We start from the raw sequence: 21,855 nt of genomic DNA on the forward strand, positions 1-21,855 counted from the left end.
CACCCGGTTCGCTTGTACAAACCGGGCAAGCATGGGTCCAAAATATTTGGTTTTTCTCTCCGGGCAAGGTCGAAAGGCTTGGCCCGGTTTTTTTTCCGATACCCGGCCTTGCCTCTCATTAAGCGAAGGGGCGGAGGGCCGTGTCTTCGCCTTTCGGCCCGCTTCGATGTGGCAATCCCGGACGAATCTGTCCGGGGACGGGTGGGTGGGGGAGGCTGCGAGCGCGTCGGGAGGGGATCAGGCGTGGGGACTCGTCTTCGGCATGCCTGTGTCCCGGAAGAGGTCGATGAAGGACTTGGCCACCCTGGGGTCAAACTGTGCCCAGGCTTGGCTCTCGATCTCAAGGAGGGCGGTTTGGTGGGAGAGGGCGCTGCGATAGGGGCGGTCGGAGGTCATGGCGTCATAGGTGTCGGCCACGGCGAGAATGCGCGCCTCGATGAGCAACTCTTCCCCCCGGAGGCCGTAGGGATAGCCGGCGCCGTCGTAACGTTCGTGATGTTGGGCGATGATATCCCGAACTCCGTCCAGGAACTCGATCGGCTCCAGGATGCGGACCCCGATGACCGGGTGCTGCTGCAACAGGCCAACGTCTTCCTCGGAGAGAACGCCCTTTTTATGTAGCAGTTCTATGGCGATGCCGATCTTACCGACGTCGTGGAGAATGGCGGCTTGTTCCAGGCGGCGCAGGGCGGCCTGCCGCATGCCGAGGTGACGGGCGAGGGCGAGGCTGTAGCGGGTGACCCGTTCGGAGTGGCCGCTGGTGTAGGCGTCGCTCGCCTCGATGGCCGAAACGAGGGCCTGTACTGTGTTCAGGTATGTGTTCTGCTGTTCCCGGTAGAGACGGACGTTGTAAATGGCCACGCTGGCCTGGTTGGAAATGGTCGAAAGAAGGTCCAGGTCCTCGTTGGTGAAGGAAGACATGTCCGTCTTGTTGGTGATGGTGATGGTGCCGATCACCTCAGCCTTGATGACCAGGGGCGCACAGATGACTGTTTCGTTGGTGAAGCCGAAGGGGCCGTCAGCGGCGTCCTGGAGTTGGTCGTCGCTGGTGATCAGCAAGGGCTTCCGGTCCTCGATCACCCGGTGGGATATGTTGACAGCCCTCGGAGGGAGATGGGCTCCGGGGTTTTGCCTCTCGGGCAGGCCGACGGCGTTGACGAGGCGGAGTTCTTTCGGGTTTTGGCCCAACAGAAGGATATAGCCAGCTTGGGCCTGGAGGGTTTCCAGGGTTTTTTTGATCAGGAGGGGGAAGAGGGTTTCCAACTCCCGGGCCGAGTTAATGGTCAAACCCATCTCGTTGAGGGCCGACAAGCGGGTGACCGCCTGTCGAAGGGTGGTGTTTTTGGCCTCCAGGTCTCCGGCCAGGTCGGCGATCTTGAGGTTGGCGCTCTCGATCTCCTCGATTCGGCTCTCGAGGGTGGTATTAAGATATTCGATCTCCCGGAGGCGCTCTTCCAGGGTGAGGTTCATGTTGTGGATCTCTTCGTGGTAGGCGAGCTTCTCCTGGGAGACGGTGATTTCCTTTTCCTGGCGGAGCTTGGTCTCGATAAGGCTCTTGAGGCGGTCCACCATCTGGTTGAATTTTGAGGAGAGGAGGGACATCTCTGCGGAGCTGTCAATGGCCGTGGTCGCATGCTCGAAATCCCCCTGTTCCAGATGCTGCATTCCCGCCACCAGTTTGCGGATGGGAAGGTCCACGTAGACGAGGATGAACAGCGTGATGGAGAGCATCAGAACCAGGAGCATGACGGCTGAGGATGTCAGCGCTGCCGAGCGGCTTTCGTCCCGCAGGGGATCGAGGGCGCTCATAGAGAGGTGCATATTGAGAACGCCGAGCACCTGGCGGGCAGGTTCGTGACAGCTGTGGCACGCCTGCGTGTTGTGGATGGGAAGCAGGGTGACGTGGTATTCCTTTCCCATGATCTTTTTGGAGATAAAGGGTTTTCCGGATCGGAACCCGAGGAATTCAGCCGTCGGCACGGAGTCGCCGATCTCTTCCGGTTGCGCGGAGATGAGGATCCGGCCGGTCTCATCGAAGATGCGCACAGTTTCGAAAGCCGGTTCTTTGTGGATTTTCTCCAGGATCGTGGGCACCTCTATGCTCTGTCCGTTGGTCATGTGGGCGATGATGACATTGCGGACGGTCTCCCCCAGGAGTTGGGAGTCCTGGGTGATGACCTGGGAGAGGGCGGATTTTTGGCTATGAAGGTTTTGCCACGCGGAAAGGCCGAGGGTGAGGACGAGGAGGACTGCGGTCAGACCCAGGATTTTGATTTTGAGCGAATTCATTCATGCCCTGAGTTCAGTATTAGCGGAGACATCGAGTAATTTAGCTGTCTGCGGGCCGGGGTGTCAATGGAAATGAGCCCATCCTGTTATCCCTCAAGGCAACTCCTCACCCTTGGAACGGAGGGCAAAAGCTATACCTTCGGGGACGCTTTCAAGGCTGTTCCTTCGGCTTGACAGTCCCCTGGGTAGGGTTTAAGATGCGCTCCTCTTTGCCCTCGTTGACGGGGCGCGCCTGGGGTATCCAAAAAGCCTATGGAATTTTTTCTGACAGTTATCGGGGTGGTTATGATTGTCGAGGGGGTCCCCTGGTTCCTCTCCCCTCGGGGAGTCAAAAGGCTTTTGCTTCAGGCGGCGACCACCCCGGAGTATGTCCTTCGTTTTTTGGGTCTTTCTCTCATGCTGGCGGGCCTTTTTCTGGTCTACCTGACTATCGGCTAGGTTGCCGAAAATAATTGACTTTCCCCCCCATATGTGGTTGTGTTAGACCCTGTGTTTCGGGGGAGGAAAGGTCGATGGACGTATCCGCCATGCGACTTGATGACTTCCATTTCGAACTTCCCGAAGAACAAATCGCCCAGACACCTCCACCGTCCCGCGAGGACGCCCGGCTGATGACCCTGTCTCGCCGGGGAGGGGCGATCCGGACGGGAGATTTTCCCGAGATTCTCGACCTTTTCGTCGAAGGCGATGTCCTAGTCGTTAACGATACACGGGTCATCCCGGCCCGGCTCCTGGGGAACAAGGAGTCCGGAGGGAAAATCGAGGTTTTTCTGGTGCGTCGGCTGGTCGGCGAGGAGGAAACCTGGGCCTGTCTGACCAAGAGTTCCAAGCCGCCCCGGACTGGATCCCGCCTGATCCTCGGCGGTGGCATCGAAGGGACTATGGTGGTTGGGGGGGACGCGCCCTTCAGGCACATCCGGTTTGACTGCGAGGGCGAATTTCACGCCGCGCTGGAGCAGGTCGGGCGAATTCCGCTTCCCCCCTATATCCGGAGGGAAGACGGCCCCCTTGACCGGGACCGTTACCAGACGGTCTTCGCAAGGGCCAAGGGCGCTGTGGCCGCCCCCACCGCGGGACTGCACTTCACCCCGTCCATTCTCGAAGCCCTGCGGAAGCGGGGAGTGGAAATCGTTTCCCTGACCCTGCACGTGGGGCTGGGCACTTTTCTTCCCGTCAGGGTGGATAACACTCGGGAGCACCGGATGCACGAGGAGACCTACCACCTGCCCCGGGCCACCGCGGAGGCGGTGAACCTGGCCAAGGAGGAGGGACGACGAGTCTTTGCGCTCGGCACAACGGCGACCCGGACCCTCGAACATGCTGTGGACGGAAGCGGACGTCTGGTTCCAGGAAGCGGCACCACCGATATCTTTATCTATCCCGGGTTCAACTTCCGGATCGTTGACGCGCTGATCACAAATTTTCACCTGCCTCGTTCTACGCTGCTGATGCTGGTATCCGCCTTTGCGGGCAGAGAACTGATCCTGGAGGGGTACCGCAGGGCCGTGGAGGAGGGGTTTCGGTTCTTCAGTTACGGCGACTGCATGGTGATTCTCTGATTGCCACGGGCGTGCGTTTCACCACGATGACCTCTCTTTTTCGTGAGGTCGGTTCAGGATCGAACGACTTTGAACAGCTTTGACTTCGCTCTTTTAAATACCGATGACCATTGCGCCGCCCGGCGCGGAAGAATCACCACCCGGCGCGGGACGATCGAGACGCCGGTCTTCATGCCCGTCGGGACCCAGGGGACGGTCAAGGCGATGCTGCCCGAAGCCCTCCGGGAACTGGGGGCCGAGATCATCCTGGGCAATACCTACCATCTCTTCCTTCGACCGGGCCACGAACTGGTTCGTAAGCTCGGAGGGCTCCACGCCTTCATGAACTGGGACCGGCCGATTCTCACCGACAGCGGAGGGTTCCAGGTCTTCAGCCTCGGGAAGCTGCGCAAGATCAGCGAAGAGGGGGTCCGGTTTCAATCCCACCTGGACGGGTCGGCCCATGTGCTGACTCCGGAGAGTTCGATCGCAATCCAGGAGGCGCTCGGGGCCGATATCATAATGGCTTTCGACGAATGCATTCCTTATCCCGCCTCCCGGGACTACGTCGCCGCATCCACCGAGCGTTCCAGTCGTTGGGCCCGACGCTGCAGGGAGGCTCGCAGGGAGGGCGACGGGGCCGCCCTGTTCGGCATCGTGCAGGGGGGGATGCATGCCGACCTACGGGCCCGCAGCGTTGAGGACCTGCTGGAGACCGGTTTCGAAGGGTATGCGGTAGGGGGGCTTTCGGTCGGAGAGGAGGCCAGCCTCATGTACGAGGTCATGGACTGCACCCTGCCTCTGTTGCCCGCCGACCGTCCGCGCTACGTGATGGGGGTCGGCACCCCGGAGAACCTGATGGAGGGGGTTTCCCGGGGGGTGGACATGTTCGACTGCGTCATGCCCACGCGCAACGCCCGCAACGGTGTATTATTCACTTCTTTTGGTAAAGTCAGTATCAAGCAGGCACGGTTCGCGGAAGACCCCCGGCCGGTCGATCCCGACTGCGCATGTTACGTGTGTCGAAACTACAGTCGGGCCTACCTGCGGCACCTTTACCAGGGCCGCGAGATCCTCGCTTCGGTTCTCAACACTCATCATAATCTGCATTACTACCTGCAGTTGATGAAGGGGGCGAGAAAGGCCATCGAAGAGGGCGCTTTCATTCGGTACAAGCAGGAGTTCTACCGTCGCCGCGAGGGATGCGGCGATAAGGATTGACGCGGAATCACAGGAAACTTCAGTCGGCCGACTTTTCGGCCGGTCATTTTGATCCAAACCATTCAAGGAGGTAACGTCTCATGGTTTCAGAAGCCTACGCCATGGCGAATAACGCCGCCGCTCAGCAGGGGGGTCGTCCCGGTTACGAGGGGATCATCATGCTGGTCATCATGTTCGCTATTTTCTATTTCCTGCTTATCCGTCCCCAGCAGAAGAGGGCCAAGCAGCACAAGCAGCTCGTCGAATCACTCAAGGTCGGCGATCAGGTGGTGACCGCCGGTGGGGTCCACGGCAAGGTGGCGGCCGTTCAGGAGACGGTCGTGACTCTGGAGGTGGCGACCGGGGTGAAAATCAAGGTCAACCGCTCATCCGTGGTGGGCGCCAAGCAGGAGCAGTAATTCCGCTTCGTGGCGAACCTCCCCGGAAACGCCGCTCATGGCGGATCCGGAAAATGAACCTGAAAGGAGAAGGTTGGCACCATGTACAAAAGCATCAAGTTGAGGGGGGTGCTGGTTCTCGGCTGCATCCTGGTCTCGCTCGTCTCTCTGGGGCCCACCCTGTTCAAAGGGGGGCTGCCCGAATTCTGGCGAAATGCCTTTGATCCCATTCACCTGGGGCTCGACCTCCAGGGGGGAATGCACCTTGTTCTGGGCGTCGATGTGGACAAGGCCGTTGAGAGCCGCATCGACACCGTCGTCGACCAGGGGGAGACCCTCCTGAACGATAAGGACATCATCTTCAAGCGCATCGAGCGCCAGCCCGGAGAGCGCCTCGCCATTACCGTCTACGATCAGGCGGCGGGCGCCGAGGTGGACGCCCTGATGGAGGAGAACTTTCCCTACCTGGAGGCCTTGACCCTTACTGACGAGGGGGGCTACATCCAGAAGAACTACCGCCTCAGCGACCGGGAGGTGACCAACATCAAGGACTACGCCGTGCGTCAGGCTCTTGAGACCCTGCGCAACAGGGTCGACCAGTTCGGCGTCAGCGAGCCGACCCTGCAGCGTCAAAGCGGCAACCGCATCCTGATCCAGTTGCCTGGCGTGAAGGATCCTGACCGGGCCATCGCACTGCTCGGCAAGACCGCCCGCCTGGAATTCAAGATGGTCGCCGAGGACGCCAACCCCCAGGACGCCCTCAAGGGCGTTTTCGCACCCGGCACCCAGCTTCTCTACGAGCGGAAGGTAGACAGCACCACCGACGCGGTGACCGAAACCCCCATCGTGGTCTACGACAAGACGGCTCTGACCGGCGACCTCCTCGCCGACGCCCAGGTGCGTATCGACACCCGCTTCAATGAGCCCTACGTGGCCATTGACTTCAATTCCGTCGGCGCCAAGCGCTTCGACCAGATCACCGCGGCCAACGTCGGCAAGCGCATGGCGATCGTCCTCGATGACAGCGTCTACTCGGCGCCCGTCATCCGCGAGCGGATCTCCGGCGGATCCGCCCAGATCAGCGGCTCCTTTACCGAGCAGGAGGCGACCGACCTGGCCATCGTGCTTCGGGCGGGTTCCCTGCCTGCACCTGTGAATATCCTCGAGAACCGCACCGTCGGTCCCTCCCTGGGGGTCGATTCGATCAACAAAGGTATCCTCTCGGTTGTCGTCGGCGGGGTCCTGGTGATCCTGGCCATGTTCGCCTACTACAATCTCTCCGGCCTGGTGGCCAACATCGCCCTGGCCCTGAACCTGATCTTCATCATGGCCATGCTGTCGCTGTTCAAGGCGACTCTTACCCTGCCGGGCATCGCCGGCATCGTGCTGACCGTCGGCATGGCGGTCGATGCCAATGTGCTCATTTTCGAGCGCATCCGGGAGGAGCTGCGCCTCGGCAAGACTCCCAAGATCGCCCTGGATGCAGGTTACAGCAAGGCCCTTCTGACTATCGTGGATGCCAACGTCACAACCCTCATCGCGGCTTTGGTCCTGTTCCAGTTCGGTACCGGTCCGGTCAAAGGTTTCGCCGTCACCCTGTCCATCGGCATTCTCGCCTCGCTGTTTACGGCGATTTTCGTCAGCCGGGTCATCTTCGACTTCTTCCTGGAACGCCGCCAGGTCAAGCGACTGAGCATATAAGGAGGCACCATGCAGTTTGTAAAGCCAGACATCAACGTCGATTTTGTCGGCAAGCGCAAGGCGGCCGCCATTTTCTCCCTGGTGCTCATCCTGGTCGGCCTCATCTCCCTGATGGTAAAGGGCGGGCCTAATTACGGCATCGATTTCGCCGGCGGCACCCTCGTTCAGGTCAAGTTCGAGGACAAGGCCAGTGCGGGCGACATCAAGGACGCCTTGGAAGAACTGGACCTCGGCGGGGTCGTGGTTCAGCAGTTCGGCGACGAGGCCAACGAGTTCCTGATCCGCGCCCAGAACACCAGCGGGGAGCTCAAGGGCATTTCCCAGGGGATCTCCGGGGCTCTCGAGAAAAGCTACGGCGACGGAAAGGTGGAGATGCGCCGCACCGAAATGGTCGGCCCCCAGGTCGGAAAGGACCTGCGTGCGAAGGGGATGATGGCCCTGGTCTACGCCATGATCGGCATTCTCATCTACATCACCATGCGTTTCGAATTCCGCTTCGCCGTGGGGGCAATCATCGCCCTTGTCCACGACGTCCTCATCACCCTCGGGGTCTTTTCCCTCTTTGGCAAGGAGATCGACCTGCCCATCATCGCCGCTTTTCTCGCGATCATCGGTTATTCCCTGAACGACACCATTATCGTCTACGACCGTATCAGGGAAAACATGGGCAAGCACGGTCGAGAGGGCTTCACGGCGGTGGTCAACCGCAGTATTAACGAGACCCTCTCCCGGACCATCCTGACCTCGGGTACAACCATGCTGGTTGTTTTGGCCCTCTTTGTCCTCGGCGGCGGGGTGATTCACAACTTTGCCTTCGCCCTTCTGGTCGGGGTTGTTGTCGGGACCTACTCCTCCATCTTCGTTGCCAGTCCCCTGCTGATTTTCTGGGAAGAACGCAGAAGCCAAAAGGCAGAAACGACCGCAGCCTAAAGGAGTCGGCTATGAAAAAAGAGACCATTCTCCTTGTTGTTGTCACTCTGGTGGTGGGGCTCCTTGTCGTAATCCTCGTCAACCAGAGTGCGCGGCGTTCCAGACCGGCTACTGTCACTTCTCCGCAGGCAGTACCGCAGGTCGATTATCAGAAACAGATCCAGATGCTTGAAAGGGTCGTCGCCGACGACCCCGGCAACAGCAACGCCTGGGTGGAACTCGGGCATCTCTACTTCGATCTCGGGCAGCACATGCAAGCGGTCGAGGCATACGACAAGGCCTTGGAGCTTCAACCCTCGAATCCCAACGTTCTGACCGACCAGGGGGTCATGTTTCGCAGGCTCGGATGGTACGATCGGGCTGTGGGGAATTTCCTGAAAGCTCAGGAGGTCGATCCGACACATCCCCAGAGCATGTTCAATCTGGGGGTTGTTTACCGGTATGACCTGCAGGACTTCCCCAAGGCGAGGGAGGTCTGGAAAAAATTCCTGACCGTGGTTTCGACCGGTCCGACTGCCGACCAGGTCCGTGCCGAACTCAGGGCCCTTGAGACCCTCCCGGCTCCACCGCCGGGTCGGTAGCCAGAGAACATCGGGCCGGGGATTTCCCCGGCCCGTTTTTTTTGACCTGTAATCGAATCCTTTTTCTTTACACAGAGGCGAAGAGGACGCAGGGGCAATCGGGAAAAGCGTTTTTTTGCCGCCTGTCTCTGTTGGTTGATGCTTGATTGTTTCGACTCCAGTGCCTTTCTGGTTATATGACCGAAACCGTTGGGGGCGGAGCGGCCATCCCCTTGCCTTGACTGGACGGCCAAGGACGCCGGGTGCCATGATGGACGTGAAAGAGTGAAGAAGATGACGCAACGCAGGTGGGTGACGCGGGGAGAGCGATTCGGCGAGGAGGCCCTGGCCGGGCTGCGATCGCGGCTTGAGGTCGGTTCCCTGACCGCTGAAGCGCTTCTGCGCAGGGGGATCACCACTGCGGAGGCCGGCCGGGCTTTTCTCCAGAGCCGGTTGGCCCATTTGCCGGATCCCTCAGGTCTGGCCGGGATCGATCGTGCCGTGGCTCGGTTGGTGAAGGCCATCGAGGGGGAGGAGGCCATCTCTGTTCACGGCGATTATGATGTGGACGGTGTGACCGGAACCGCCCTTCTGGTCGAGATTCTGCGGGCATTCGGCGGGCGGGTAGACTATCACATTCCCGAACGGCTCAAGGACGGTTACGGCCTTTCTGGGCAGGCGCTGAAAGATTCCGCCATGGCAGGGACCCGGGTCGTCGTTTCCGTTGACTGCGGTATCTCGGCGATCGAAGAGGCCGAACTCGCAGCCTCTCTCGGGCTGGACCTGATCATCACAGATCACCATCAACCCCCTCCTGGTCTGCCCCGGGCTTACGCCTTGGTGAACCCTCACCTGGATGAGGGGAGGACTCCCTTTCAGGCACTAGCAGGGGTCGGAGTAGCCTTTTTTCTGCTGATAGCGCTGCGCAAGGTCCTGCGGGAAAGGGGGTGGTTTGTCTCCCGTCCCGAACCGGACCTGCGTCTCTGCCTGGACCTTGTGGCCCTCGGAACGGTTGCCGACCTCGTTCCCCTGACGGGGGTCAACCGCACGATGGTGAAGGCGGGGCTGTCGGTCCTCTCCGGCGGGGAACGCGTTGGAATAGAAGCCCTCAAGGAGGTCTCCGGCGTCAAGGAGGTCAGCAGTGGAAACGTCGGGTTCCAGCTGGCGCCTCGGCTCAATGCAGCAGGGCGTCTGGTCGATGCGGGCCGGGGTGTCGAACTTCTTCTCACGCGATCGGCCGACGAGGCCAGGAGCGCGGCGCAGGATCTGGACGCTCTCAACCAGGAACGCCGGCGCATCGAGGCGCAAACCTTGGAACAGGCATTGGAACGCCTGGAAGGGGAGGGAGCCGAGGGGTTGGGGCGTTCCATCGTCCTGGCCGATGCGCGCTGGCATTCGGGGGTGATCGGGATTGTGGCAAGCCGGTTGGTGGAGAGGTACTATCGCCCTACCGTCTTGATTTCCCTGGAGAACGGGCGGGGCAAGGGGTCGGCCCGATCCATCAGCGGTTTTCACCTTTACCGGGCATTCGACCAATGTCGCGACCATCTGCTCGGGTTCGGAGGGCATGCATATGCCGCGGGGCTGACAATCGAGTCAGGCCAGGTTGGCGCTTTCGCCGATCGTCTGGAGGAGGAGGCCCGAGACGCCCTCTGTGAGGAGGACCTGCACCAGCGGATCGTTCATGACGGGGAGGTGGCGTTGGATACCTTGAGTTTTGAGGCCGTTTCAGAATTGCAGGGCCTCGCTCCCTTTGGAATGGGCAATCCGGAACCGGCCTTTGTGGCCCGTGGGGTCGAGGTGGAGAGGGTGCGCAAGGCCGGGCAGCAGCACCTCGCCTTTGATGTCCGGCAGGGCGGGGTAAGCCTTCCCTGTATCGCTTTCGGATTGGCCGACCGGCAGGCGGAACTGTCTGGGCCGATCGACCTGCTCTTTGCTCCATCCTTGAATCGGTGGAGGGGACGCAGTTCGGTTCAGCTGAAGGTCAAGGACTGGCGGCCAGGGGAGTGCGGCGATTAGGGCCTGCCGTTGCGCCCGCCCCGCAGGTGGATGAACCAGTAGGCGAAGGCGACGAAAACCACGCCGCCGACGATGTTGCCGAGGGTGACCGGCAGCAGGTTGGCCAGGAAGAAATTGTTCCATGATAGGCCGGGTTCAACCAGTTGGCGGGCATCGGCCAGAAGCAGGCCGGTGGGAATGAAGTACATGTTGGCCACCGAGTGTTCGAATCCGCTGGCCACAAAGGTCATGATGGGAACATAGCAGGCCAGCAGTTTTCCGGGAACGTCCCGGGCGGCCGTGGCCATGAAGACGGCCAGGCAGACCAGCCAGTTGCAGAGAATGCCGCGAATGAAGGCGACCTCGAAGGGAAGGCGGCACTTGGCTGAGGCGATGTTGACGGCGTGTTCGGCGACCTGGCCTGCCTGCCAGAGTTCCGATCGGTACATCAGCCAGGCGAAAAAGAGAGAGCCGACCAGATTGCCGAGGATGACCACGATCCAGTTCTCGGCGAGCTTGGACCATGGGATCTGCCCGAGAAGGGCAGCTTTGGTCAGCAGGCTGTTTCCCGTGAAGAGTTCCGCCCCGCAGACCACCACCAGCATCAGTCCTACGGAAAAGACACTGCCTCCAAGCAGGCGGGCCACCCCGGTGCCGAGAAACGGCGCTGCGTCCTGGGTCACCACCGTGGCCAGCTGTGCCCCGAAGGCGATATAGAAGCCAGCCAGGAGGCTCAGGACGACGGTGCGGGCAAAAGACTGGGTCATGACCCGCTGACCGTTGTCGACAATGGCCTGAACCGCTTCGCGTGGCGTGAGGAAACGTTTTTCCATCTTGTCTATCCCTGCCTTCAACCCAGCCCGACTTCGCGGGCCAACCGCTCCCAGGCGGGGAGGCTGCGGTGGATCATTTCCGCATCCACGCAGTATGCGATGCGGAAATGACCCGGGGCGCCGAATCCCACTCCGGGGACCAGGAGGATATTGTGCTTCTGGGCCAGGCCGACGAATTCCACGTCGTCGGCCAGCGGGGACTCGGGGAAGAGGTAAAATCCCCCCTCGGGCCGGACCATTCGGAAACCCATGGTGGTGAGGTTGTCATACAGCAGATCCCGCTTGGCCTGGTACTCGGAAACATCCACGCTCGAACGCTGCAGCTTGGCAACGAGGCGCTGCATGAGGGCGGGGGCGTTGACGAACCCGAGCACCCGGTTGCAGAAGACCGCCCCCTCGATGAACTGCGCGGCGTTGCCCATGGCCGGATTGACGGCAAGGTAGCCGATCCGGGCTCCGGGCAGAGCCAGGTCCTTGGAGTGGGAAGTGACCACAATGGCGTTCTCGACGCAGGAGAAAATGCCCGGCACCTCTCGGCCGTCGTAGGCCAGGCGGGCGTAGGGCTCGTCGGAGATGACGTAGATCTGCCGCTCCAGTTCCTTCCCCTTGCGCTCCACGGCTTCGCCGAGGGCAGTCAGTCTCTCCCGCGAATAGATAACCCCGGTGGGGTTGTTGGGGGAGTTGACGATGATGGCCCGGGTGTTGGGGCCGATGGCCTTCTCTATGGCCGCAATGTCGAGCTGGAACGTTGCCGGGTCGGTGGGCACTTCTCGAGTGACGCCGCCGTGGTTGTCGGCGTAGAACTTGTACTCGACGAAGTAGGGGGCGAGGATGATGACCTCCTCCCCGGGGTTGAGAATGGTCTTCAGGACCACGTTGAGGGCCCCGCCGGCCCCGCAGGTCATGACCACGTGGCGGGCCTCTACCGGGAGGGGTGATTTCTCGGTCAGGACCTCGGCCACCGCAGCCCTAGTCTCCAGGTAGCCGGCGTTGTCCATGTAGCGGAACATCCCCGGTTCGCAGGATTGGGCCAGGCTCTGAAGTTCCCGGCGGAAGTCCTCGGGCGGTTCCGTTGAGGGGTTGCCGAGGCTGAAATCGAAAACGTTTTCGGCGCCGTGGATTTTGCGAAGGGCTGCACCCTCCTCGAACATCTTGCGGATCCAGGAGGACCGTTCGATGTAGTTCATTACCTTGACGGAAATGGTCATGGTCTGTTCCTCCGAGCTTTCATGAAATTGTTGGCAGTTTAGCCGGGCACCGAAAGCGGGTCAAGGGGAAAGGGCGGGGGCTTCTGGACGGGGGCCGTTGTACTGGGGGCGTTGATTTTTCTAAGAGGATAGGCTAGATTCTCGATTCCTTAAAAGTTTATTCAGGGGGTGACAAGGTGGCCAAGAAAATTCTTGACGATTACCGAAGGCAGATTGACAGCATCGACGACCAGATCCTCGACCTGCTCAACCGTCGCGGCGACGTCGTGGTCGAGGTGGGCAAGCTCAAGGCCGGGCAGAGCAAGGAGTTCTACGTTGCCAGCCGCGAGCGGGCCATTTACGAACGGCTCATCTCGGGCAATCCAGGCCCTTTTCCTCCCGAGGGCATCCGGAGGGTGTTTCGCGAGATCATCTCCGCCTGCCTTTCTCTCGAACAGCCGATGAAGGTGGCTTTCCTCGGTCCCCAGGCTACGTTCACCCATGTGGCGACCATGCGCCAGTTCGGTTTCTCCGCGCAACTGGTCCCGCAGAAAAGCATTTCGGCTGTCTTTGAGGAGGTCGCCAGGGAGCGGGTCCACTACGGGGTTGTGCCGGTGGAGAACTCCAACGAGGGGATTGTCTCCCATACTCTCGACATGTTCATGGAGTCGGACCTCCAGATCAACGCGGAAATCCTCCTGGAAATCTCCCACGACCTGCTGTCCCGTTCCGGGAGTCTCGAGGTGATCCGGAAGGTCATTTCCCACCCCCAGGCTCTCGCCCAGTGCCGCAATTGGCTGGAAGAGAATCTTCCCGATGTGCCCCTGGTCGATGTGGCCAGTACCGCCCTTGCCGCTCAGATGGTTGCCGAGGACGAGACCGCGGCGGCCATTGCCAGCGAGATGGCCGCCACCCTCTACGGTCTCAAGCTGGCCAAGCGGAAGATCGAGGACAACCCCAACAATTTTACCCGCTTTCTGGTCATCGGGCGGAAAACGCCCGATCGCAGCGGCCGGGACAAGACGACCATTATGTTCAGCGTAAAGGACGAACCGGGAATCCTTTACAGGATGCTGGAGCCCTTCAGCAAGAGGGACATCAACCTGTCCAAGATCGAAAGCCGGCCGCTGAAGAAAAAAGCCTGGGAATATATATTCTTTCTCGATATTGAAGGCCACGTTGCCGAAGACAACGTCAGCGACGCCATCGAGGAGTTGAGGGGGCATTGTCAATTCCTCAAGGTGCTGGGCTCCTACCCGGTGGCCAAATAGATACCGGCATTTTTGCTGGCGAAGGGACTTCGTTCATGAACCAACCGCTCATCCCGAAACTGGCCGTCATCGGCGTCGGTCTCATAGGGGGGTCTCTGGCCCTCTCCCTCAAGTCCGCCGGAGCCGTCGGCGAAGTCATCGGCATCGGCCGCGGCCTCCCCAACCTGGAGAAAGCCCTCGAACTGGGGGTTGTTGACCGCATTACCCGGGACCCCGGGGAAGGCGTCGGCGACGCTGATCTGGTCTTCCTCGCCACTCCGGTTCTCACTCTTCCGGAGATGGCGGCTGCCGTGCTGCCCCGGATGAAGCCCGGCGCCGTTCTCACCGACGGCGGCAGCGTCAAGAAGTCGGTGGTGGCCGCTATCGAGCCCCTGGTTCCTGAGGGGGTTCACTTCGTCCCCGGTCATCCCATAGCGGGCACCGAGAAGAGCGGGGCCGAGGCCGCCTTTGCAACCCTGTACCAAAACCGCCGCTGTATCCTGACCCCCACGGAGCGGACCGACCGGAACGCCCTCGCCCTGGTTCACCGGGTCTGGGAGACTGCAGGGAGCGAGGTTGTGGTGATGGACGTGGACAAGCACGATCGGGTGCTGGCGGCCATCAGCCACCTGCCGCACATGGTCGCTTATTCACTGGTCAACGCCATGGGCTCTTATGATCGCTACGAAGAGAACATCCTCGAATATTCCGCCGGAGGGTTTCGGGACTTTACCCGCATCGCCTCTTCGGATCCAACGATGTGGCGGGACATCGCCATGACCAACCGCGACGCACTGGTCGAGATGATGGAGCGGTTTGAAACAACCTTTGCCGAACTCAAGGAAGACGTCCGTAGCGGTGACGGCTCCAGGCTGTTCGAGTTCTTCCTGCGCTCAAAGAAGAGCCGGGACGCGATCCTTTAAGGTCATTCTACCGGTGGGGGAAATTATGAAGAGAGAGACCCAGTCCGTTCGCCCCGCACAGCGCCTTGGCGGCGAGATCACCGTTCCGGGCGACAAGTCCATTTCCCATCGATCCGTGATGTTCGGCTCTCTCGCCGAGGGACCCACGATCGTTCGCGGGTTTTTGCGGGGAGAAGACAACCTGGCCACCCTTAATGCTTTTCGCGCCATGGGGATTTCCATCGAGGAACGTGCCGGCGGGGAGCTCCGGATCGAAGGGCGGGGCCTTCACGGGTTGACCGAACCTGAGGACGTCATCGACTGCGGCAATTCGGGCACCACCATTCGGCTCATGACCGGTTTGCTCTCAGGGCAGTACTTTTTTTCGGTGCTCACCGGGGACCGCTATCTGCGGCGCCGTCCCATGAAAAGGGTGGTCTCCCCCCTTGCATCCATGGGCGCTTCTATCTGGGGGCGGGGAGGGGGGGATCTCGCTCCTCTGGCTATCCGGGGCGGCGGGCTTCGGGCGGCTGAGTACGAATCGCCCATCGCCAGTGCCCAGGTCAAGTCGGCTCTGCTCCTTGCCGGGTTGTATGCCGATGGCACAACGACGGTCCGTGAGCCGCACCTCTCCCGGGACCACAGCGAGAGAATGCTTGATTATTTCGGCGCTGATCTTCAGGTCTTCGACGACGGGGTCTCCTTGAACGGCGGGCCGCGCCTTGAGGGAAGGGAGGTCTCCGTCCCCGGTGACATCTCCTCGGCGGCCTTTTTCATGGTGGCCGCCCTGATCTGTCCCGATACCGAGTTGGTGATCCGCAATGTGGGGGTCAATCCCACCCGCAGCGGAATCATCGACATTCTGCAGGGGATGGGTGGCCGGTTGGAACTCCTCGACCAGCGTGAGGTCTCCGGGGAGCCGGTCGCGGACATTCTCGTGAAAAGCAGCACCCTCAAGGGGATCGAGATCGGCGGGAGCCTCGTGCCCCGCGCCATCGACGAATTTCCCGTCATCAGCGTCGCAGCCGCCTTTGCCGAGGGGACGACCGTGATTCGGGACGCTCGTGAGCTGAAGGTCAAGGAGACCGACCGTATCGCTGCCATGACATCGGAACTCGGCAAGCTGGGAGGCCGGATTGTGGCCCTTGAGGATGGCATGGAGATTACCGGGGTCGAAGAACTCGAAGGCGGCAGCGTCTCCTCCTGGGGAGACCATCGCATCGCCATGAGTCTGGCCGTGGCCGGCCTTCGGAGCAAAGCGCAGGTGACGATCGACGACACCGGATGCACCGCCACATCCTTTCCAAGCTTCTGGTCTCTGTTGGACGGGGTGAGGGCAGAGAGGTAGGTGCCGATCCTGTACCGCCGAGTATCTGAATGAACCGATCTGATAAGGACGAAGTGTGTCACAGCGAGAACTGATCATTGCCATCGACGGGCCGTCCGGTGCAGGCAAAAGTACCCTGAGTCGCCTTCTGGCACGGATCCTGGGGTACGTCAACATCGATACCGGCGCCATGTACCGGGCCGTGGCCCTGCAGGCCCACCGGCTGAATGTTTCCCCGGAGGATGCCGCTGGGCTGGGGCGTCTCTGCGAAGGCCTGCGCATCGAATTCGAACGGAGCGAGGCGGGCGACCGGGTGCTTCTCAATGGTGAGGATGTTTCCGAGGCCATCCGCACTCCCGAAGTCAGCCTTCTGACCTCCCGGGTCGCGGCTTGCCCATGCGTGCGTACGGCCCTCGTTCGCCTCCAGCGGTCCCTGGGAGAGCAGGGGGGGGTGGTTCTTGAGGGAAGGGATATCGGCACGGTCGTCTTTCCCCGGGCCGAAGCTAAATTCTTTCTCCTCGCCTCCGCCCGGGAGCGGGGACACCGGCGTTACCTGGAACTGAAGGAGAAGGGGCTGGTGGTCGACCTGGAACAGACCATCGCCGAGGTGGAAGAACGCGATGCAGCCGACGGAGCTCGGTAGCATTCGCCTCTTCTGCAGGCCGAGGACGCCGTCGCTATCGACTCCACCGGTCTGAGTATCGAACAGGTTCTGGAGGAGATGCTGCAGGTGGTGCGCGCGCGGCGTCGCCATTCGGGATTGCCCGATATGCCCAGGGGGAGCACGGTTTGAAGATCCTCCTTGCCAAGAGCGCCGGGTTTTGCTTTGGGGTCAAGAGGGCCATTAATATGGCTTACGAGGCTACCGAGAAGCATGAACATCTTTGCTCTCTGGGGCCGATTATACACTCTCCCCAGGTCGTGGAAAAACTCCGGGAGAAGGGGGTGCGGGATGTTGAGTCTCTTGAGGAAGGTACCGAAGGTGCGGTCATCGTGCGCTCTCACGGGGTCACCGCACAAGAGTTGAGAAAGGCCCGCTCCTTCGAGCTGGAGATTGTCGATGCCACATGCCCCTTCGTCAAGAAGGCGCAGGAACATGCCGCCTCTTTGAACCGCGAGGGTTACGCCGTGGTTCTGGTCGGGGAAGAAGAGCATCCCGAGGTTCAGGGTATCCTCTCCTACGCCGAAGGCGGGGGAGAGGTCTTCGTCGTGGCCGACCGGAAGCAGGCGGAGGGGCTTCCACGGAAGAAACGGTTGGGGGTGGTTGCCCAGACCACCCAGTCTCTCGACAACCTGCGGCAGGTGGTGGAGGTCTGCTTGGAGAAAAGCCAGGAGTTGAGGGTTTTTAACACCATTTGCGACGCCACCGCCCTGCGGCAGGACGAGGCCCAGGCCATCGCCCGGCAGGTCGAGGTCATGCTGGTTCTCGGCGGCTACAACAGTGCCAATACCAACCGTCTTGCTGAGATCTGCCTGAATATCCAGCCGCGGACCCACCATGTGGAGACCGCCGCCGAGATCGATCCAGACTGGTTCCATGGGGTCGAATCGGTCGGAATTACCGCCGGTGCCTCCACTCCCCTGTGGATTATCGATGAGGTTTTGGAAAAGGTTCGTTTTCGGGGAAAATAAAGGTTTGTTTTTTAAAAAATTTATGTTATCGTCCCGCTTCATGGCTAAAAGCCATAACCTGCCGGGACACGGCAGGAAAATCGCTAGGGGGTAGGTTCTTAATGGTGGAAAACAACGAAACAATCAACGAAGAAAACGAAGAAGAATCCATGGACATGGAAGAGATGGACATGGAGGAGATGGAAATGAGCTTCGAGGACATGCTTGAGAGCGGTCTCAAGGAGCTCAAGGCCGGCAACGTGGTCAAAGGGACCATTGTGCAGGTCAACCCCGATTCGGTGGTCGTCGATGTCGGCGGCAAATCCGAAGGGGTGATCCCCTCCAATGAGTTCCGCATTGAAGATAAGCAGCTGGAACTCAAAGTCGGCGACGAATTCGACGTCCTGATCGAGCGCACCGAGAATGAAAGTGGGCTGATCAGTCTCTCCAAGGAAAAGGCCGACCGGCAAAAGGTCTGGAACACCCTCGAGGAGGGGGCCAACGTGGAGGGCCGGATCGTTTCCCGCATCAAGGGCGGGCTTTCCGTCGACATCGGCGTCAACGCTTTTCTGCCCGGTTCCCAGGTGGACCTTCGCCCGGTTCGCAATCTGGAGAAGATGCTGGGGCAGAATTTCGAGTTCAAGATCATCAAGCTCAACAAGCGGCGCGGAAACATCGTCCTCTCGAGGCGCATCCTTCTGGAAGAACAGCGGGAGAGCCAGCGTTCCGATACGCTCAAGACTCTCGAAGAGGGGCAGACGGTCGAAGGGGTCGTTAAAAACCTCACCGACTACGGTGCGTTTATCGACCTCGGCGGGATCGACGGCTTGCTGCACATCACCGATATGTCCTGGGGGCGGGTCACCCATCCTTCGGATATCCTTTCCGTCGGCGATAAGATCAACGTCAAGGTCCTCAAGTTCGACCGTGAAAAGGAGCGCGTCTCCCTCGGCCTGAAACAGATCGCGCCCGATCCTTGGCTGGAGGTCGAAGCGAAGTTCCCCGTCGGCTCCAGGGTCAATGGCAAGGTCGTCAGTCTGACCGATTACGGCTCTTTCGTCGAGCTCGAAGAGGGTGTCGAGGGCCTGATCCACGTCTCGGAAATGAGCTGGACCAAGCGGATCAAGCATCCCAACAAGACCCTGAGCATCGGCGACGAGATCGAGTCCGTTGTGCTGGCTCTCGATGTGCCCAATCGGCGCATCTCTCTCGGCCTCAAGCAGATCGAACCCAATCCCTGGGAGGTCATCGGGGAGAAGTTCCCGATCGGCACGGTCATCGAGGGACAGGTCAAGAATATCACCGATTTCGGTATCTTTGTCGGCGTCGACGAGGGCATCGATGGTCTGGTCCACATCTCCGACCTTTCGTGGGTTAAGCGGATCAAGCACCCTTCCGAACTCTACAAGAAGGGGGATCTTGTCAAGGCCGCCGTGCTCAATATCGATCGCGAAAACGAGCGCTTCTCCCTCGGGATCAAGCAGTTGACCCCTGATCCCTGGGAAGCGATTCCGAACCGATTCGCACCCGGAACCATCCTCCGCGGCAAGGTGACCTCGGTTACCGATTTTGGGATTTTCCTCGAGGTTGAGGAGGGGATCGAGGGTCTGATCCACGTCTCCGAAATCAGCAAGGAGAAGATCGATACTCCCAAGAGCTTCGCCAATGTTGGGGACGATCTCGAGGCCGTCGTGTTGAACGTCGATACGGTTGATCGCAAGATCGCACTTTCCATCAAGCACCTCTCCGATCAGAAGGAGAAGGCCGAAGTGGACGCCTTCCTTGGCGCGCAGAAGAGCGCCACCTCCAATCTTGGAGCCCTGCTGCAGGGTGCCATGGATAAGGAAAGCGGCAAGAAGGACGAAGAGTAATCCTGTCCTAACTCTGGGGCCCCCGTGGGACCGTCCACGGGGGCCCTTTTTCTTGGCCTTGCCCCCATGAAAAAGAGACCCTTCCTGATGGCCCTGGCGCTCCTTGGCGCCATCTTTTTGTTTTTCCTAGTTCTCATTTACCTTCTTGCCGGTTTCATGGGGCGGACGACGAGCTTCCCTTTGGGTGAGAAAGTCGGGGTGGTCGAGGTCCTTGGGGTAATTACGTCCTCGAAGAAAACCATCGAACACCTGAATCAATTCAAAAAGGACGATTCGGTTAAGGCCATCGTTCTGCGCATCGAATCTCCCGGCGGCGGGGTCGGACCCTCTCAGGAGATCCACGATGAGGTTCGTAAGCTTGCTGAGGTCAAGCCCGTCGTCGTTTCGATGGGGTCTGTTGGCGCTTCGGGAGGTTACTATGTAGCGGTTCCCGCCCGGCGCATATTTGCCAATGCGGGGACCATCACAGGCAGTATCGGTGTCATCATGGAGTTCACCAGTGTTCAGGAGCTCCTTGGGAAAATCGGTCTGAGCAGTCAGGTTGTCAAGAGTGGCCAGCACAAAGACATCGGATCACCTCTGAGAGAAATGACTGAAGAGGACCGCACCATCCTTCAGGGGGTCATTGACGACGTGCATGTGCAATTCGTACATGCCGTCGCCGAGGGGCGTGGTCTTCCCGTTGAGGAAGTCGCATCCCTCGCCGATGGACGCATCTTTACCGGCAGGCAGGCGATGGAAGCTGGCCTGGTCGATGACCTTGGCAACATGCAGGATGCCGTAGTGGCGGCCGCAGAGTATGCCGGTCTGGACGGGGAGCCGAGAATCGTCTATCCCCCGAAGGACAAGGGGGAGGTTCTGGAATATTTCATCCAGGAGGCCGTCAGCGGTTTCGGGCGCGGCCTTCAGGAACGAACGGGAACGGGTCTGCAGTTTCTTTGGCCCGGAGTTGAATAGTGCAGGAGGATCGAGTCCGATGACGAAAAGTGAACTAGTGGAGCGGCTTTCGCTATCCAATGACGAGTTAAACAAAAAAGAGGCCGAGCTGGTGGTCAATACGATCTTCGACAGTATCGGCAATGCCCTGGTGGGTGGGGACCGGGTCGAGATCCGGGGCTTCGGGTACTTTAGCATTCGGCTTCGGGATGCCCGGGAAGCCAGAAACCCCAAGAGCGGGGAGGTCGTCAAGATCCCGAGGAAGAAAACCCCTTTCTTCAAGACCGGCAAAGAACTTCGGGAAAGAGTTAACAGCTAAAGTTCTTCCTGGCCGAACCTCGCAGCCTTTTCGGAGGGCCACATGGATCTCAAAACCCATCCGTCCATTTCGGCCCAATGGGTCGGCGAACCGGTGGAACTCGCTCCCAGGAGGGCTGTGGCCCGTCTTCAGACACGGCAGGAGATGTGCGCGGACGGCAGAGGACTGGTACACGGAGGGTTCGCTTTTGGCCTGGCAGACTATGCGGCCATGCTGGCAGTCAACGACCCTCATGTCGTTCTCGGCGCAGCAGAGGTGAAATTCCTTGCACCTGTTCGTTGCGGGGAAACCCTTACGGCGCGAGCTCAAGTCGAGGAGAAGAACGGAAAGAAGCGCCTGGTGACCTGCTCCGTGACTTCCGACCGGGAGGTTTTTGTCGGGACGTTTACCTGTTTCGTCCTTCCGGGGCATGTGTTGGACCAGTGAGCGGGATTTTCCTTTAACCTTTACATAGAACCCCCGGTTTCGCAGGACCAAGGAAAACGCAGAGGCCCCGTCCGATTGGACGGGGCCTCTGCGTTGAAAAAACAATTGGCATTGCGGGTCCAGTGTTTTCTATCCTGTGGTGGAGTCTACTCGAAGGCCCCGGTAACAGATCATGATCGATCTGTTCCGGTAGCGTATCTTTCGTTTCCGACCCTTGGGGAGATTCATGTTGCTCTCTCCCTGCGGATAGAAGGGTTTTACAAGGTATGCCGGGCCACGCAATGCCAATTTCAATTTCGCTCCGGGATGCCGTTCTCCTTCTTGCGGTTTTGACCTTGAATTTATCGTCTGCCTCTGAAAATCACTTCAGGCGTCCCACTCGGAGGTGGGCTGGCTCACCGCGATTTTGGCCGAGGTCTCAAGCTTGCGGTCTGTTGGTCAACCCCCCAAGGCCGCAAATCGAACATCCCAGAGAATGTCAAAGAGCTTTTTGATTGAACTTGATTTCATGGTAGCATATGCGCAGATTCTGTCAAAGGGGCCCGTGAGTTTTTTTGATGGTCCCTTTCGAAGTCCCGC

The 21,855-nt window shown here is 60.0% G+C and carries 19 protein-coding genes, 1 other RNA gene and 1 pseudogene; 17 read left to right on the forward strand and 4 right to left on the reverse strand.

The window, feature by feature from the left end; translation table 11 throughout:
* Positions 1 to 237: 237 nt before the first annotated feature.
* The gene (locus C0617_RS05445; protein WP_291316001.1) at positions 238 to 2,289 is read right to left on the reverse strand and encodes an HD domain-containing phosphohydrolase; all 2,052 of its coding nucleotides are present in this window, start codon (positions 2,287 to 2,289) and stop codon (positions 238 to 240) included.
* A 252-nt stretch (positions 2,290 to 2,541) separates the two neighbouring features.
* On the opposite strand from C0617_RS05445, the gene C0617_RS05450 reads away from it, so the two are divergent.
* From C0617_RS05450 to recJ, 8 genes are all read left to right on the forward strand, one after another.
* Positions 2,542 to 2,727, forward strand: a complete 186-nt coding sequence (locus tag C0617_RS05450) for a DUF2065 domain-containing protein (RefSeq protein ID WP_291316002.1) — start codon at positions 2,542 to 2,544, stop codon at positions 2,725 to 2,727.
* An 89-nt stretch (positions 2,728 to 2,816) separates the two neighbouring features.
* The gene (queA, locus tag C0617_RS05455; RefSeq protein ID WP_365888953.1) at positions 2,817 to 3,848 is read left to right on the forward strand and encodes a tRNA preQ1(34) S-adenosylmethionine ribosyltransferase-isomerase QueA; all 1,032 of its coding nucleotides are present in this window, start codon (positions 2,817 to 2,819) and stop codon (positions 3,846 to 3,848) included.
* A gap of 69 nt (positions 3,849 to 3,917) precedes the next feature.
* Complete coding sequence (gene tgt / locus C0617_RS05460; RefSeq protein ID WP_291316004.1) at positions 3,918 to 5,048, forward strand: tRNA guanosine(34) transglycosylase Tgt; 1,131 nt, start codon at positions 3,918 to 3,920, stop codon at positions 5,046 to 5,048.
* 80 nt (positions 5,049 to 5,128) lie between these two features.
* A complete protein-coding gene (yajC, locus tag C0617_RS05465) occupies positions 5,129 to 5,446 on the forward strand; it encodes a preprotein translocase subunit YajC (protein WP_291316005.1) in 318 nt (105 codons plus the stop codon).
* An 81-nt stretch (positions 5,447 to 5,527) separates the two neighbouring features.
* Complete coding sequence (secD, locus tag C0617_RS05470) at positions 5,528 to 7,126, forward strand: protein translocase subunit SecD (protein ID WP_291316006.1); 1,599 nt, start codon at positions 5,528 to 5,530, stop codon at positions 7,124 to 7,126.
* 9 nt (positions 7,127 to 7,135) lie between these two features.
* A complete protein-coding gene (gene secF, locus C0617_RS05475; RefSeq protein ID WP_291316007.1) occupies positions 7,136 to 8,056 on the forward strand; it encodes a protein translocase subunit SecF in 921 nt (306 codons plus the stop codon).
* A gap of 11 nt (positions 8,057 to 8,067) precedes the next feature.
* Positions 8,068 to 8,637, forward strand: a complete 570-nt coding sequence (locus C0617_RS05480; RefSeq protein ID WP_291316008.1) for a tetratricopeptide repeat protein — start codon at positions 8,068 to 8,070, stop codon at positions 8,635 to 8,637.
* A gap of 273 nt (positions 8,638 to 8,910) precedes the next feature.
* Positions 8,911 to 10,635 (forward strand): single-stranded-DNA-specific exonuclease RecJ, encoded by a 1,725-nt coding sequence (gene recJ / locus C0617_RS05485; protein ID WP_291316009.1) that lies wholly within the window; start codon positions 8,911 to 8,913, stop codon positions 10,633 to 10,635.
* Here recJ and C0617_RS05490 read toward each other — a convergent pair.
* Together C0617_RS05490 and C0617_RS05495 are read right to left on the reverse strand one after the other, a co-directional pair.
* A complete protein-coding gene (locus tag C0617_RS05490; protein WP_291316010.1) occupies positions 10,632 to 11,447 on the reverse strand; it encodes a formate/nitrite transporter family protein in 816 nt (271 codons plus the stop codon). The two genes, recJ and C0617_RS05490, sit on opposite strands and share 4 nt — an antisense overlap.
* A 17-nt stretch (positions 11,448 to 11,464) precedes the next feature.
* The gene (locus tag C0617_RS05495) at positions 11,465 to 12,655 is read right to left on the reverse strand and encodes a pyridoxal phosphate-dependent aminotransferase (RefSeq protein WP_291316011.1); all 1,191 of its coding nucleotides are present in this window, start codon (positions 12,653 to 12,655) and stop codon (positions 11,465 to 11,467) included.
* A gap of 176 nt (positions 12,656 to 12,831) precedes the next feature.
* Between C0617_RS05495 and pheA the strand changes: the two genes are divergently transcribed.
* The 9 genes and pseudogenes from pheA (at position 12,832) to C0617_RS05540 (ending at position 21,276) form a co-directional block, all read left to right on the forward strand.
* Positions 12,832 to 13,905, forward strand: a complete 1,074-nt coding sequence (gene pheA / locus C0617_RS05500) for a prephenate dehydratase (protein WP_291316012.1) — start codon at positions 12,832 to 12,834, stop codon at positions 13,903 to 13,905.
* Between the two features lie 35 nt (positions 13,906 to 13,940).
* On the forward strand, positions 13,941 to 14,807 hold the full coding sequence (locus C0617_RS05505) for a prephenate dehydrogenase/arogenate dehydrogenase family protein (RefSeq protein WP_291316013.1): 867 nt from the start codon (positions 13,941 to 13,943) through the stop codon (positions 14,805 to 14,807).
* Between the two features lie 25 nt (positions 14,808 to 14,832).
* Positions 14,833 to 16,134, forward strand: a complete 1,302-nt coding sequence (gene aroA / locus C0617_RS05510; RefSeq protein WP_291316014.1) for a 3-phosphoshikimate 1-carboxyvinyltransferase — start codon at positions 14,833 to 14,835, stop codon at positions 16,132 to 16,134.
* A 55-nt stretch (positions 16,135 to 16,189) separates the two neighbouring features.
* Positions 16,190 to 16,906 (forward strand): annotated as a pseudogene (gene cmk, locus C0617_RS05515) ((d)CMP kinase).
* The gene (ispH, locus tag C0617_RS05520) at positions 16,903 to 17,745 is read left to right on the forward strand and encodes a 4-hydroxy-3-methylbut-2-enyl diphosphate reductase (RefSeq protein ID WP_291316015.1); all 843 of its coding nucleotides are present in this window, start codon (positions 16,903 to 16,905) and stop codon (positions 17,743 to 17,745) included. Before cmk ends, ispH begins: the two are co-directional and overlap by 4 nt.
* Positions 17,746 to 17,846: 101 nt before the next feature.
* The gene (locus tag C0617_RS05525) at positions 17,847 to 19,595 is read left to right on the forward strand and encodes a 30S ribosomal protein S1 (RefSeq protein ID WP_291316016.1); all 1,749 of its coding nucleotides are present in this window, start codon (positions 17,847 to 17,849) and stop codon (positions 19,593 to 19,595) included.
* Between the two features lie 66 nt (positions 19,596 to 19,661).
* On the forward strand, positions 19,662 to 20,552 hold the full coding sequence (sppA, locus tag C0617_RS05530) for a signal peptide peptidase SppA (RefSeq protein ID WP_291316017.1): 891 nt from the start codon (positions 19,662 to 19,664) through the stop codon (positions 20,550 to 20,552).
* A gap of 19 nt (positions 20,553 to 20,571) precedes the next feature.
* Positions 20,572 to 20,850, forward strand: coding sequence for an integration host factor subunit beta (locus C0617_RS05535; RefSeq protein ID WP_291316018.1), 279 nt, complete (start codon positions 20,572 to 20,574; stop codon positions 20,848 to 20,850).
* A 42-nt stretch (positions 20,851 to 20,892) separates the two neighbouring features.
* Positions 20,893 to 21,276, forward strand: a complete 384-nt coding sequence (locus tag C0617_RS05540; protein ID WP_291316019.1) for a hotdog domain-containing protein — start codon at positions 20,893 to 20,895, stop codon at positions 21,274 to 21,276.
* A 294-nt stretch (positions 21,277 to 21,570) separates the two neighbouring features.
* Here C0617_RS05540 and ssrS read toward each other — a convergent pair.
* Positions 21,571 to 21,754: non-coding RNA, 6S RNA (ssrS, locus tag C0617_RS05545), on the reverse strand.
* Positions 21,755 to 21,855: the final 101 nt, after the last annotated feature.

It is taken from the genome of Desulfuromonas sp. (genome assembly GCF_002868845.1).
Classification (GTDB): Bacteria; Desulfobacterota; Desulfuromonadia; order Desulfuromonadales; family BM501; genus BM501.